The organism is Shinella sp. GW821-FHT11G07, from assembly GCF_058808115.1.
Window position 1 is genome coordinate 1 of record NZ_JBXARJ010000026.1, and the last position, 12,894, is coordinate 12,894.

The 12,894-nt window shown below is 59.9% G+C and carries 11 protein-coding genes, 2 pseudogenes and 1 riboswitch; of the genes and pseudogenes, 5 read left to right on the forward strand and 8 right to left on the reverse strand.

All coding sequences use genetic code 11. The features are described 5' to 3' along the window. Positions 1 to 1,409 precede the first annotated feature (1,409 nt). Positions 1,410 to 1,997 (reverse strand): annotated as a pseudogene (locus AC1RT2_RS30795) (aldo/keto reductase); the annotation flags it as partial. A gap of 117 nt (positions 1,998 to 2,114) precedes the next feature. Here AC1RT2_RS30795 and AC1RT2_RS30800 point away from each other — a divergent pair. Further along, a pseudogene (locus AC1RT2_RS30800) lies at positions 2,115 to 3,001 on the forward strand (LysR family transcriptional regulator). Here AC1RT2_RS30800 and AC1RT2_RS30805 read toward each other — a convergent pair. The 3 genes from AC1RT2_RS30805 to AC1RT2_RS30815 form a co-directional block, all read right to left on the reverse strand. Continuing rightward, entirely contained in the window at positions 2,969 to 3,673 is a 705-nt protein-coding gene (locus AC1RT2_RS30805) for a DUF4405 domain-containing protein (protein WP_493108161.1), read from the reverse strand. The pseudogene AC1RT2_RS30800 and the gene AC1RT2_RS30805 sit on opposite strands and share 33 nt — an antisense overlap. A gap of 16 nt (positions 3,674 to 3,689) precedes the next feature. Further along, positions 3,690 to 4,166: a cytochrome P460 family protein gene (locus tag AC1RT2_RS30810; protein ID WP_493108220.1), complete on the reverse strand. Its 477-nt coding sequence runs from the start codon at positions 4,164 to 4,166 to the stop codon at positions 3,690 to 3,692. 141 nt (positions 4,167 to 4,307) lie between these two features. After that, complete coding sequence (locus AC1RT2_RS30815) at positions 4,308 to 5,201, reverse strand: LysR family transcriptional regulator (RefSeq protein WP_493108163.1); 894 nt, start codon at positions 5,199 to 5,201, stop codon at positions 4,308 to 4,310. A 165-nt stretch (positions 5,202 to 5,366) separates the two neighbouring features. Between AC1RT2_RS30815 and AC1RT2_RS30820 the strand changes: the two genes are divergently transcribed. The 4 genes from AC1RT2_RS30820 to AC1RT2_RS30835 are packed head-to-tail and all read left to right on the forward strand — an operon-like array spanning position 5,367 to position 8,449. After that, positions 5,367 to 6,527 (forward strand): MFS transporter, encoded by a 1,161-nt coding sequence (locus AC1RT2_RS30820; protein ID WP_493108165.1) that lies wholly within the window; start codon positions 5,367 to 5,369, stop codon positions 6,525 to 6,527. Positions 6,528 to 6,530: 3 nt separating this feature from the next. Continuing rightward, complete coding sequence (locus tag AC1RT2_RS30825; protein WP_493108167.1) at positions 6,531 to 6,986, forward strand: cyclophilin-like fold protein; 456 nt, start codon at positions 6,531 to 6,533, stop codon at positions 6,984 to 6,986. 17 nt (positions 6,987 to 7,003) lie between these two features. Further along, positions 7,004 to 7,399, forward strand: coding sequence for a (R)-mandelonitrile lyase (locus AC1RT2_RS30830; protein WP_493108169.1), 396 nt, complete (start codon positions 7,004 to 7,006; stop codon positions 7,397 to 7,399). Between the two features lie 33 nt (positions 7,400 to 7,432). After that, entirely contained in the window at positions 7,433 to 8,449 is a 1,017-nt protein-coding gene (locus tag AC1RT2_RS30835; RefSeq protein WP_493108171.1) for a zinc-dependent alcohol dehydrogenase family protein, read from the forward strand. A gap of 216 nt (positions 8,450 to 8,665) precedes the next feature. On the opposite strand, the gene AC1RT2_RS30840 is transcribed toward AC1RT2_RS30835, so the two are convergent. From AC1RT2_RS30840 to AC1RT2_RS30855, 4 genes are all read right to left on the reverse strand, one after another. After that, entirely contained in the window at positions 8,666 to 9,520 is an 855-nt protein-coding gene (locus AC1RT2_RS30840) for a methylenetetrahydrofolate reductase (RefSeq protein WP_493108173.1), read from the reverse strand. A 169-nt stretch (positions 9,521 to 9,689) separates the two neighbouring features. Beyond that, entirely contained in the window at positions 9,690 to 10,190 is a 501-nt protein-coding gene (locus AC1RT2_RS30845) for a flavin reductase (RefSeq protein WP_493108175.1), read from the reverse strand. Between the two features lie 26 nt (positions 10,191 to 10,216). Then, complete coding sequence (locus AC1RT2_RS30850; protein ID WP_493108177.1) at positions 10,217 to 11,245, reverse strand: methionine synthase; 1,029 nt, start codon at positions 11,243 to 11,245, stop codon at positions 10,217 to 10,219. A gap of 27 nt (positions 11,246 to 11,272) precedes the next feature. Beyond that, the gene (locus tag AC1RT2_RS30855) at positions 11,273 to 12,256 is read right to left on the reverse strand and encodes a DUF1852 domain-containing protein (protein ID WP_493108178.1); all 984 of its coding nucleotides are present in this window, start codon (positions 12,254 to 12,256) and stop codon (positions 11,273 to 11,275) included. Positions 12,257 to 12,636: 380 nt separating this feature from the next. Beyond that, positions 12,637 to 12,846: riboswitch (cobalamin riboswitch) on the forward strand. The last annotated feature ends 48 nt before the right edge of the window (positions 12,847 to 12,894 follow it).

Genomic DNA, 12,894 nt, shown 5'->3' on the forward strand with positions numbered 1-12,894 from the left:
TCTTCATCAAAATCTCCTCATGCATATTGCCGAGAAAATTCTACTTTTGAACCCGATTAGTGCGCGGGAGGATTACCTTTGTTATCACTCAACCGCGAGGCAACCGCGCCGCGCACCTGTTCAAACTGGTAACTCGCGAAGCAAAGACAGGTTGAAAGTTGCCGCTCGGGGGCAGCTTGCCTTTCGAAGCATGCAGAGGATGCGATCATAACCGTCCTCAAAGGTGTTAATGGTGTCAAGCAGCGCTTCTAGACTTTCTACTTGTTCGTCGGATATTTTTCCTCTGAGCGTCTCGATCACTAAAGCGACGGTGTCGGTCCGGCTTGCGGTGCGAGCGCGGCGAGTTCTGCCATCGCCTTCGCATTGTCTCGATTTCGAACGGCCTTGACGAAATCTCCGGTTGACCATTGCGTCATTCTTGCGCCTCTGGAAGCTCCGATGCTTTCGCGGTCGAAAGAATGCGGTAGCAGTTAATGTGGCACGAAGTTACCTTGGGTCGGGATAGTCCTATGGATGGATGGGGCGTTATCCTGACCTGTTAAAACCGAACAACCATATCGGGCTGCGCCTAAGTTTCCGACCGGAAACTCCCATAAATCGCGAATAATTTCAGTTGTTTACCAAATCTCTTAACAAGTGTCGACCTTAGCCCGACACTGGCATAGCCTGAATAGGGGGTTGAATGTCAACTAGTCACCAGTTGGTTGGAATCATTCTCGATGAAACGCTCGCATGTCAGGACCCTAATAGCCCGCAGTCCAAAACCCGAAGCAGTGGCGCATACCAACCGCTTGGCCCGTATATCCCCGGCGACAAGGGAAGCTATCCAACGACAGACGCCGCGATGAACGCTCTCGCCGAACTCGCCGACACCCTCACACACAACGCGAGCGATCTCAAGGTCGCTGTTAGCCGGGATCGTATGCGTATGATCGTTTCGGAGGCCTTTGGTTCTGCCTCAACGAACTAGTCGGCGAGCCGGACCGGAACAAGCATTGGAAGATATTGCGAAAGCGCATATTTGAGAGTGCCCGAGCCTCGGGCAAGCAGATCGTACACTAAGTGCCCGTCTGGCTCTTCACTGGGCAAGACTGCCCCTCGTTCAGTATTGGCCCCGTGAAATTTGTACCACGGGCCGGCTGGCTGGAGGAAATTCGGAAGAGACGGGGTAAAGATTCACCGTGGATGGCCACAGTCGAGAGCCTATGGTCGGAAGAGGACGTTCGGGGCGGTTCGAGGTGGTCTGGAGTGAAAGGTGTGTTCCAGCGTGGCGTTTAACCCCACCATCGGCGCCGAAGTCTGACCCCAGCCAAACCGAAGAAACCACCAATTGATCAGCATGTTAATCTACCCAGACCGGGGTCATTCTTTTCCGCCGATAGGGGTCAAACCTCAACGCTTAATCACACCTGGTCCATCAGATCCTTGACGACGCCCGCCACGTCCTCGATCGGAACCTCGGGATCGACACGGTGCTGATAGAGAAGGTCGATGCGGTCGGTGCGCAGGCGCTTCAGCATGCCCTCGACCGCCAGCTTGATGTGGTCCGGGCGGCTGATGAGGCCGGGCTTGCGCTCGCCGGTCTCCAGATCGATGTTCCAGCCGAATTTCGAGGTGATCACGACCGTGTCGCGGAACGGCGCGATGGCTTCGCCGAGGATGCGCTCGCATTCATGCGGACCATAGGCCTCTGCGGTATCGAAAAAGGTCACGCCGTGTTCATGGGCCGTGTGGATGATGGCGATCATCTCCGGCCGCGACGGGATGGTCGTCTGGTAGGTGCGGTGCATGTTCTGGACGCCGAGGCCGACGCTCGACACCTCCAGCGTCCCGAGCTTCCGGCGACCGTCCAGCGAGGTTGCCATGGAGCCGTTCACGCCGCCGGTCTGCGCCGATGCCTGTGAACCGGCGGCAGCCAGAATGGGTACGGTCGCAAGACCGCCCGCTGCGCCGAGAAAGCGGCGGCGGCCAATCGTCGGAATGCCTTCGTTCGTCATGTCTGCGTGTCCTTTCCAGCGTCCAAATTCGAATGATTTCGAATTTAGCGCCTGCCGCAGACCACAATTAGACGGTATAATGCGCATGAGCCTTTTAGCTGAGCTAACAAATAGCGCATGGAAAATTTCAATGACCTCGCCGCATTCGCAATCGTTGCAAGAGAGAAGAGCTTTACGCGCGCCGCCGCGAAGCTGCGCGTTTCACCATCGGCGCTGAGCCAGACCATCCGCAATCTCGAAGGGCGTCTCGGCCTGCGACTTCTTGCACGCACGACAAGGAGCGTCGCTCCGACGGAAGCGGGCGAGCGCTTGCTGCGCACGATCGCACCGCGTTTCGAGGAAATAGAGGCAGAGCTGGCGGCCTTGAGCGAACTTCGCGACAAGCCGGCCGGTACCGTGCGCATCACGGCCGGGGAGCACGCGGCGATCTCGGTCCTGCAGCCAGCGCTCAAACGCTTTCTGCCGCTCTATCCGGATATCAATGTCGAGATCATCGTCGATTATGCCCTGACGGACATCGTTGCCGAGGGCTATGACGCCGGCGTGCGCATGGGGGAGCAGGTCGCCAAGGACATGATCGCCGTGCCAATCGGGCCACATCTGCGGATGGCGGTGGTCGCCTCCCCCGGCTACTTCGAACAGCATCCCCTACCCCGCAGGCCGGAGGATCTGGCCGCGCATAACTGCATCAATTCCCGGCTCCCTACCTACGGGGGCCTTTTTGCCTGGGGACTGGAAAAGGAGGGGCGCGAGGTGAAGGTGCGGGGCGAAGGCCAGCTCGTCTTCAACAGCCTCAGCATGCGGCTGACCTCGGCGCTCGACGGCCTCGGCTTGCCTACCTGCCCGAAGACCAGACACTCAAGCATATCGCCGAAGGCCGGCTGGTGCGGGTTCTGGAGGATTGGTGCCCCGCCTTCCCCGGCTATCATCTCTACTATCCAAGCCGCCGACAGCAATCGCCGGCACTGGTCCTACTGGTGGGCGTTCTGCGTTATCGCGGCTGACCTGTGCTTCCTCGCCTGGAGCCATTGCAGGGCGCAGTAGGTCAGGCAGATGTAGAGGCCGATGACAGCAAGGCAGTGAAAGAAGAAGCCCGCGACGGACTCTTCGAAATTCCACCAATCGAGTGTCACCTGCATGGAGAGCTTCGTGCCGATGGCCAGCGCGAACGAACTCCAGACGCCATGGATCGCGATGAGAATCGCGGTCGCCCGCAGCGCGAGCGTGCGAGTGGCGTTCGGCTGGGAAAGGCCTGTCAGCTTGCGCGCCACGCCGATGAGCATCGGCCAGCGCAGGCCGAGATGGACAGCGACAATTACCAGCACCCAATAGGCCGCGAGCGTATGGATCTGCCGCACCGTGAAGCCGCCGAAGGCCGAGAGGATGCCGGACAGCGCATTGGAAATGAGCACGCTCGTCACCAGCAGAGCCAGCATCGCGACGAGCAGCGCAAGCGTCACCGCAATGTTGATCAGGCTGCGCGCCTCGCGCCGGGTCTTTGGGATGGTGCCGTACCAGCGGCGATTGAAGACGTTGTGCAGGATGACCAGCAGGAACATGGCCGTCCCGGCCAGTTCATGGGCGACATTGCCGAGCCACCAGTAAGAGAACGCGAAGAGCAGCAGGCCGGCGGCGACAAGGTCGAAGACCAGTCGCGTGAGGAAAACGGGGCTCAAGCGTCGGATCTCCCGTTCATTCGACCGGCGCGCCATCGAAACGGGGGATGCGATAGGCCGTATAGAGGTAGTCGCTGTCCTGCTGGCCGCTATGGCAGGACTGACAGCGCGCCGTATTCTCGTCCCTATTGATCGACCTATCCGGCCAGAACCACTGGAACTGCCAGTCGCCAGTACGGCGGCTTTCATCATATTCGGCGCCAAAGCCCTCGCCCCTCTGCATGACGAAGTAGCGGTAGAGCTTGCCGTCGCGATGATCGACCAGCACGAAATGCGTGCCATCTGGGATCGGCTGGCCGTTCCTGACGGCCTCCATCGCCGCCGGCGTGGTCATTATGTGCTCCATCACATCGCCGCGCCGGACGGTCGTGTAGTGAACCAGCGCGTCCAGGTCGGAAAACTCGACGCGGTTGGGCTCCGCGTGGACCCGCCAGCCGACAAGAGAGCCGGCGAAGGCGATAAGCGTGGCGACAGCGTAAAGCCTCCACGTAATCCGACTTGGGGAATGCAAATGACCGTCCTTTTCATCCGTTTCGGTAGAAAGGACGATAAAGCCGATCGCATTATCGGATTAGATGGCAGTATCGGGATGGGTCTTTAAGGTCAGCTTCACAATTAGCGCGGTGCGTTCTCTTCACACTGCACTCTGCCGAAGGGCGTCCAGGATGACCTTGAAGGCGGGCGCGTTTTGCCGGCGGCTGGGATAGTAGAGGTAGTAGCCGGAAAACGGCGGGGACCATTCATCGAGAACGACCTGCAGCCGGCCGGCAGCAATGTGGTCCGCCACGATGTCTTCCGGCACGTAAGCGACGCCGTAGCCGGCAAGCGCCGCTTCGACCATCGGCAGCGTCGAATTGAAGGTCAGCTGGCCGTCGACACGCATGCGGATATCCCGTCCGTCTCGCTGGAACTCCCAGGCGTAGAGCCCGCCGGCGGTCGTCAGGCGCAGGCAGATGCAGTTGTGGTTCACCAGGTCTTGGGGCGTTTGCGGAATTCCTCTCGCCGCAAAATATCCCGGCGTGCCGACCGCGACCAGCCGCCAGTCGGGGCCGATGCGCACGGCGATCATATCCTTCTCGACCGTCTCGCCGAGCCTGATACCGGCATCGAACCCGTCCTCGACGATGTTGCGAAAACCGTTGTCCCGGCTGAACTCAAGCTTGATGTCCGGATAATCAGCGAGAACCGGCCGCAGCTTCGGCCAGACCAGATAGTCGAGCGCGTGATCGGATAGGGTGATGCGCACCGTGCCGGACGGCTTGTCGCGATAGGCGGTCAGCGCCGCGATATCGGTTTCGATCTCGGCGATGCGGGGGCCAAGTGACTGGCGCAAGCGTTCGCCGGCCTCCGTCGTGGAGACGCTACGCGTTGTGCGCGCCAGAAGCCGCAGCCCCATCCGCGTTTCCAGCCGCTTGATCGTGTGGCTCAAGGTCGATTGGGTAATGCCGATCTTGGCCGCGGCCCTCGTGAAGCTGCGCTCCTCGGCGACGACCAGGAACCAAAGCAGGTCATTGAAGTTTTCACGCATCGCCCACTCCGGAAGGAGGTGCATACCTAATTCTATTTATGGCTCGAGTCGATAAGTTCAAGCGAATTAAAGCGGCTAATCCTCGCAATCGCGCCCTGCTATCTCTCACGGCGAAACGGCTGGCGCATGACGCACCGGCCAGGTCTTCTGAGGAAAGCAGGCCGCATGGACATTCCCTACGACGATCGCCTGGTGAAACCGCAGGCCGCATGGGGCGCGGTCTTCTCGATGGCGCTCTGCGTCGCCGTGCTCATCGCGTCCGAATTCATGCCCGTCAGCCTGCTGACACCGATCGCCGGCGACCTTGGCATCACCGAGGGGCAGGCCGGGCAGGCGATCTCGGTCTCCGGCATCTTCGCAGTCGTCACCAGCCTCCTCATCGCCAGCCTCTCGTTCTCGCTGCTGCTTGTCGTCTCCGGGCTGATCGTGACATTCGCGCCCACCTATGCGGTGCTGATGATCGGCCGCGCCCTGCTCGGCGTCGCCATCGGCGGCTTCTGGTCGATGTCGACGGCCATCGTCATGCGGCTGGTGCCGGAAGAGGCCGTGCCGAAGGCATTGGCGATGATCAATGCCGGCAACGCCATCGCCGCGACCGTTTCCGCGCCGCTCGCCAGCCTGCTTGGTGATCACGTCGGCTGGCGCGGCGCCTTCCTCCTCGTCGTGCAGCTGGCGCTGCTTGCGCTCGTTTGGCAAGGGACCAGCATGCCGTCGCTGCCGTCGCTGCCGCCGCGCGGGCGCAAGGGGACGGGCAATGTGTTCCGGCTGCTCAGGCGCCGACAGGTCGCGCTCGGCATGGCGGCGATGTTCCTGCTGTTCATGGGCCAGTTCGCCCTCTTCACCTATCTCAGGCCCTTTCTCGAAACCGTGACCGGCGTCGGCATCTCGATGCTTTCGGCAATCCTCCTCCTGATGGGACTTGCGGGCGTTGCCGGTACCTGGGCCATCGGTCATCTGTTGCAGGCGCGGCTTTACAGCATCGTCATCGCCATTCCGCTCGTGATGGCGCTGCTGGCGCGCGCTCTGATCCTGTTCGGCTCCGTGCAGTCGGCCGTCACCGCTCTTTTGATCGGCTGGGGTTTCTTCGGCACGGCCGCACCAGTCGGCGGGGGCACCCGGCTCAGCCGCGCGCTGCGCGACGATGCCGAGGCGGGCGGCGGTTTGCAGGTCGCCGTCATCCAGCTGGCCATCACATTGGGCGCCGCCGTGGGCGGCCTGCTGTTCGATGCGTTTGGATGGTGGAGCGCCTTCGCCCTCGGCGCAGTCCTTCTGCTGGGCTCGGCGCTTGCGGCAGCGGCCGCCGCGATCGATCCCGGAAAGGCTTGAGCCATGACTTCGTCACTCATCACCCGAAGGGCAGCGCTTCAGGCCATCCTCCTCACTGCCGCAGCCGCGCCCTTCAGCTTCGCCCATGCACAGGGAGCCGGACCCATGAGAATCCGCATCACGTTCAACGGCCGGACGATGACCGCGACGCTGGAAGACAATCCATCGGCGCGCGACTTCACATCGATGCTGCCGCTCCACGATCTCACGATCGACAACTACGCGAACAACGAAAAGATCAGCTATCTGCCGCGCAAGCTTACCGAGGAGGGCAGCGGCCCATTCGGAAACGAGAAGCCGGGCGATCTCTGCTATTATGCGCCCTGGGGCAACCTTGCCTTCTTCTATGCCGGATACCGCTGGTCACGCGGGCTGATCCGGCTCGGCCGCATCGACGGCCGCCTAGACCCTCTGCTGACGTGCGGACAATTCCCGCTGCACATCGACCGCATTCGCTAACAGACAGGAGACCGCCCATGGACATTCTACGCGCTGGCTCGCGCCCATCCGCAAAAGGCCCGGACGCCTGGTTCACCGGCACCGTGCGCATCGACCCGCTGTTCAACCCATTCGATGCCGAGCGGGTTCAGGGCGCCCAGGTCACCTTCGAGCCGGGCGCACGCACCGCCTGGCATACGCACCCGCTCGGGCAGACGCTGATCGTCGTCTCGGGCCTCGGCCGGGTACAGCACGAGGGCGGCCCCATCGAGGACATCCGCCCCGGCGACGTCGTCTGGTTCGCGCCGGGCGAAAAACACTGGCACGGCGCATCTCCGGATGTCGCCATGAGCCATATCGCGCTTCAGGAGGTCAAGAACGGCAAGGTCGTCGACTGGATGGAGCATGTCACGAACGCCGAGTACGGCGTTTGAAGCAACCGGAAACAGAGAACAAAGGAACATCCCATGCTTGGAACAGTGCTTTACAGCCCCGGCGACATCCGTTGCGAAGAGGTGGCGGAACCGGAAATTCTCCACCCGACCGATGCAATCCTGAAACTTTCGGCCACTTGCATCTGCGGCTCGGATCTCTGGCCCTATCGTGGCCTCCAGCCGCTGAACGAGCCCATGCATATGGGCCATGAATATTGCGGCGTGGTGGTGGAAGTCGGCAGCGCGGTCACGACCATCAAGCCCGGCCAGTTCGTCATCGGCTCCTTCTGCTGCTCGGACAATACCTGCCCGCATTGCCGCTTCGGCTTCCCCTCCTCTTGCGAGAACCGCGAGTTCATGAGCCGTGCGCAGGCGCCTCTCCTTCGTGTGCCGCTCGCCGATGGCACGCTGGTCGCCACGCTCCAGATGCCCGATGACGACCTGATCCCGAGCCTGCTCGCCGTCTCCGACGTGCTCGGCACGGGCTGGTATGCGGCCGACGCCGCCCGCGTGCGCGTCGGCGGCACGGCCGTCGTCGTCGGGGACGGCGCGGTCGGGCTGATGGGCGTCCTGGCCGCAAAGCAGATGGGTGCGGAAACGATCATCGCGATGAGCCGCCACAAGAGCCGGCAGGACCTCGCGCTCGAGTTCGGCGCGACACATATCGTCTCCGAACGGGGTGACGACGGCGTCGCCCGCATCAAGGACCTGACGGACGGCGTGGGCGCGGAATCGGTGCTGGAATGCGTCGGCACGCAGGAATCGATGGCGCAGGCGCTCGCGTCGGCCCGCCCCGGCGGCTCGATCGGCTTTGTCGGCGTACCGCATGGCGTCACGCTCGACGGCCAGCAATTGTTCTTCGCCCAGAAGAACCTGCTCGGCGGCCCCGCCCCGGTGCGCCGCTTCCTTCCCGACCTGATCGATCTGGTGATGAGCCGCAAGATCAACCCCGGCAAGGTCTTCGATCTCGAACTACCGCTGGAAGACGTCGCCGAAGGTTACCGCGCCATGGACGAACGGCGGGCGATCAAGACGCTGCTGCGGGTGTAGTACGATCATGGCAGGGCCACTCGCTCGGCCATATTCCGAAATCGCCCCTGAGGCATGTCACGACTTGAAGGTATACGAACGGCCGGCTCGCCTGCTTTACACCCGTCAACGGGGTACCGAGTCCTACGTACGCCAACAAAATCAGTTCTGAGTCAGAGCTAAGGCGCACGCCGACAAGGGGCAACGTTCCGCACCAACCCTATTGTCCCGGGGAACCTACCAGGAACCGCGCTTGCGCAGCCACGCGGCCGCCTTGTCGACACCGCCGAACGGGAACACATGAATCTGGGCGATCACCGCCGGCGTTGCGTTTTTGCGGTGCTCTTCGAATGGCGCGACAAAGATGTCCGGCGCATAGCCGGTCGCGAGCGACAACAGGCAGCCGCCATGACGTGTCAACATCGAAAGCGAATTGCCGACACCGCACAGCGTTCCGTATTTGATGAGCGTGGTTATCTTCGCCGGTCCGGCAACACCCATGTGTATTGGCATGTCCAACCCGACATTGAAAAGGCTTTCCGCCCAGGCAAGCGCCTTTTGCGCATCGAACCCGAACTGCGTGACAATGCGCAGCCGTGCGCCGGTCCGCTCGGCGAAGGCCTGCTTGTTGCGCAATGCCTCCAGCGCGGTCGCCTCGGAAAAGTCCAGGCTTCCCTCGGGATGTCCGGCGACCGCGAGATCGGTGATCCCGTATCGGTCGAGAACACCGGTCTCCAGCAGGTCCATCGAAGAGGCGAACGGCCCGGTTGGCGGACTGACGCCGCCACCGATCACGAGCACATCCGTCACGCCTGCCCCCTCGGCCAGCTGGCCGACGCGGAATTCGAGCGCCCCCTGCGAGAAAATCCGGCGCGCCGCGAGATGCGGGACCGGTACGCATCCCACTTCCCGCAGGCGCCGTGCCGCCGTCAGCATTTCTCCATCCGTTTCGACCGTGCCGATGTCGGTGAGATAGACGCGAGTGCCGCGCGGCAGGAAGGCGCCAAGATCGCCGACCGTCAGTATCTGCTTCGGCAGGATTTCGATGGATGCCGGAAGCTTGCCTGCATCAGCTCGTTCTGTTTCGGTCATTTTCGCTCGCATTGCGGCAGCGCGGTGGAATGCCGGCACCAAGAGGAATGGACGCTCTTCTCACAGCGCGACGTATCTGCGCACCATAATGTTGACGGCTTGCGCCGTTTTGCGTCTAGGAGAGCGCGTCGTATGCCGACCCCGCCTGAAAGAAGACCGCTGTGGTGGCCTAACCGTTGAGATAGCGACGCATGCAATAAAGCAACGTTGCCTGTTCTTCATTCTCACGAACGTCGATTACGCGCCCGAGGAGAATGCGATGGGTTGCCTCGTCAACTTCATTGGTGAGCTCGCATTCGAAGCTGACAGAGGCGTTGGCCAGGATTGGAACACCCGTTAAGCCTTCTCTCCACTCGCCAAGCGTAAATCGATCCTCCGTCGGTGTCTTTCCGCCAAAGACATTCGAAATGTCCTCATGGCCTGGCATCAGCGTGTTGACACAGAAGTGGCGCGTGTTCTCAAAGGCATAAAAACACGAGCTCGAACGGTTGATGCAGACGAGAAGTGTTGCCGGCGTGTCGCTGACGCTGCAGACTGCTGAGGCCGTAAAGCCGTAGCGCTTCCCGCTGTGCCTGGTGGTGACGACGTTGACCGCCGAGCCGAGGCGAGACATGCCGTTGCGAAACGTGGCTTTATCCACGATGTCGAAGCCGTGCTTCACCATGTTCATGTCGGCCCCCTGCTGCTCAGCCAGCACTAGGCCGAGAGTTCTTTTCGGACGATTTCTGCGCCTGCTGCCAGAGCATTCAGCTTGCCTCTTGCTACACGGCGAGACAGGGGCGCCATTCCGCAGTTCGTGCAAGGGCAAAGTTTGTCCGCATCGACAAACTGAAGCGCCTTTCGTAGGGTCGCGGCCACTTCCTCTGGGGTTTCAATGGTATTGCTTGCCACGTCGATGGCCCCGACCATCACCTTCTTGCCTCGAACAAGCTCCATGAGATCCATCGGAACATGAGAGTTGTGGCATTCCAGGGAGATCATACCGATGCTGGATTTCTGTAGCTTGGGGAAAGATTCCTCATATTGCCGCCACTCGGACCCCAGGGTCTTTTTCCAATACGTATTGGCCTTGATGCCGTATCCATAGCAGATATGGACAGCGGTCTCGCATTTGAGGCCCTCGATTGCTTTCTCCAATGTGGCGACGCCCCAGTCATTCACATCATCAAAGAAGACGTTGAATGCGGGCTCGTCGAACTGGATGATATCGACGCCGGCAGCCTCCAGCTCCCTCGCTTCCTCATTAAGGATCTTGGCAAATTCCCAGGCCAGCTTTTCACGGCTCTTATAGTGACTATCAAAGAGCGTATCGATCATCGTCATGGGACCCGGCAGAGCCCATTTGATGGGCTGCTTCGTCTGCTGACGTAGAAATTTGGCGTCTTCGACGAAAACCGGCTTCTGGCGAGACACGGCGCCCACGACCGTGGGGACACTCGCATCATAGCGATTGCGAATTCTGACGGTCTCACGTTTCTCAAAATCAACCCCGTCGAGGTGTTCGATAAACGTCGTAACGAAATGTTGGCGCGTTTGCTCGCCATCGCTGACGATATCGATGCCTGCCTGTCGCTGATCATCCAACGACAAACGCAAGGCGTCCTGTTTGCCCTCAATCAGTTCCTCGTCTTGCAGCTTCCAAGGCGACCAAAGCTTCTCAGGCTCTGCAAGCCACGAGGGTTTGGGCAGGCTGCCGGCGGTTGACGTGGGCAACAGTGTTTTCATGATAGGCGACCTTGTGTTTCCAGTTCGTCAGAGGACGTGATTGGCAGACCATTGCTCAAGAATGGTCCTGTACGGTTTGATGAAGTGCTTCTCGGCGAACTTCCCCTGCTCAATCGCCAGCCGACTCCGTTCTTCTCGATCGTAGACAATCCGGGTCAACGAGTAATCCTGGTGCTTCAGATCTGGCTGATAGCAGGCACCCGCCGCGGAATTGGCGTTGTAAATCTCGGGTCGATAGATCTTCTGAAAAGTCTCCATCGTGCTGATGGTGCTGATAAGCTCAAGATTGGTGTAGTCATCGAGCAGATCGCCGAGAAAATAAAAAGCCAAAGGGGCAACGCTATTCGCCGGCATGAAAAAGCGAACTTGCAATCCCATTTTCCCGAAATATTGGTCGGTCGAGGAGAGCGTATTCTGTTTGTATTCGACGCCCAATACGGGATGCTGATTGTCCGTCCGATGATAGGTTTTGCTGCTTGATGCGCTTAGGCATATGACTGGCGGCTTGTTGAAATGCTCTTTGTAAGCATTTGAATTCAGGAAGCACTTGAACAAGTTTCCATGCAGATCGCCAAAATTATCCGGCGTGCTGAACCCGGGTCGATTTTTGTTATGCTCTGGCAACAACACGCTGAAGTCGTAGTCGCGCACATAAGAGGAGAAATTATTGCCCACGATGCCGTCAATACGTTCGTTCGTTTTGCGATCAACAACAGTTGTTTTCAATATTTCAATGAGCGGAAAGGCATCACTATAGCCTCCGGCGCCAATGCTCATCTCGACGGAAATGATTTCGAGCTCGACAGAGTAACGATCACCTTTGGGGTTATCCCAATGCGCCAGAGCGTTGAAACGGTTGTCAATCATCGTCAGCGCATTGTGCAGGTTCTCTCGGCGGCTCTCCCCTCTAGCCAAATTAGCAAAATTGGTCGTAATGCGCGTATTTTCTGAGGGGTGATATTCCTCGTCTAATTGAACTACCTTAATATTAAAATCGAAATCGCTATTCATCACGACGACGCGCCCTGTTTCCCGAGAAAAAACCTAAGACTATTTACGTAAACTTCAGGGTACACCGGACATTACTTTCTATATTCCCAGTCGGCAGCGTTCACACCGCCCAGACATACGAGTGGTGTGCGGTTTATGCCTGAGGGATCGATCGAGAAAAAATGGTATTATCTCACGGAAGCATGAGCCGTGCTCATGATTTGAGGCCGAAGCCAGAGACAAAAAATGCGGAGATGACGGTATCTCACGAGCCGCCTTCAGACATCGAGGTACTCGAATGCCCGTTCAGCACGCAAAACCGACGGGACATAGGCGCGGGGGCACCTTCCACATCCGCCATGCCTCCGTGATAGACGCCTTGACCGCTCTGGCGACATGAGACATTGGTTCGTCATCGTGGTTCTGCGGATGAAAGTCCGGAGCTAAGAGGGAATTCGGTGAGGGCTTTGATCAAAGCCTGAAGCCGAGGCTGCCCCCGCAACTGTAAGCGGCTAGCGAACGTCCATCCATGTCACTGAGGCATACCTCGGGAAGACGGACGAAAGCAATGACCCGCAAGCCAGGAGACCTGCCGCGATAGATAACGTCCACGGGCGGGGTGTCCCGGAGTGCCGCTTTCGCGATAAGCACTCCCGTGC

What these genes read in the sequence shown, in the direction of transcription:
- AC1RT2_RS30815 (WP_493108163.1), bottom strand. Translation starts at nt 5,201, where the DNA reads ATGCGTGAAAACTTCAATGACCTGCTTTGGTTCCTGGTCGTCGCCGAG.
- AC1RT2_RS30820 (WP_493108165.1), top strand. Translation starts at nt 5,367, where the DNA reads ATGGACATTCCCTACGACGATCGCCTGGTGAAACCGCAGGCCGCATGG.
- AC1RT2_RS30825 (WP_493108167.1), top strand. Translation starts at nt 6,531, where the DNA reads ATGACTTCGTCACTCATCACCCGAAGGGCAGCGCTTCAGGCCATCCTC.
- AC1RT2_RS30830 (WP_493108169.1), top strand. Translation starts at nt 7,004, where the DNA reads ATGGACATTCTACGCGCTGGCTCGCGCCCATCCGCAAAAGGCCCGGAC.
- AC1RT2_RS30835 (WP_493108171.1), top strand. Translation starts at nt 7,433, where the DNA reads ATGCTTGGAACAGTGCTTTACAGCCCCGGCGACATCCGTTGCGAAGAG.
- AC1RT2_RS30840 (WP_493108173.1), bottom strand. Translation starts at nt 9,520, where the DNA reads ATGACCGAAACAGAACGAGCTGATGCAGGCAAGCTTCCGGCATCCATC.
- AC1RT2_RS30845 (WP_493108175.1), bottom strand. Translation starts at nt 10,190, where the DNA reads ATGAACATGGTGAAGCACGGCTTCGACATCGTGGATAAAGCCACGTTT.
- AC1RT2_RS30850 (WP_493108177.1), bottom strand. Translation starts at nt 11,245, where the DNA reads ATGAAAACACTGTTGCCCACGTCAACCGCCGGCAGCCTGCCCAAACCC.
- AC1RT2_RS30855 (WP_493108178.1), bottom strand. Translation starts at nt 12,256, where the DNA reads ATGAATAGCGATTTCGATTTTAATATTAAGGTAGTTCAATTAGACGAG.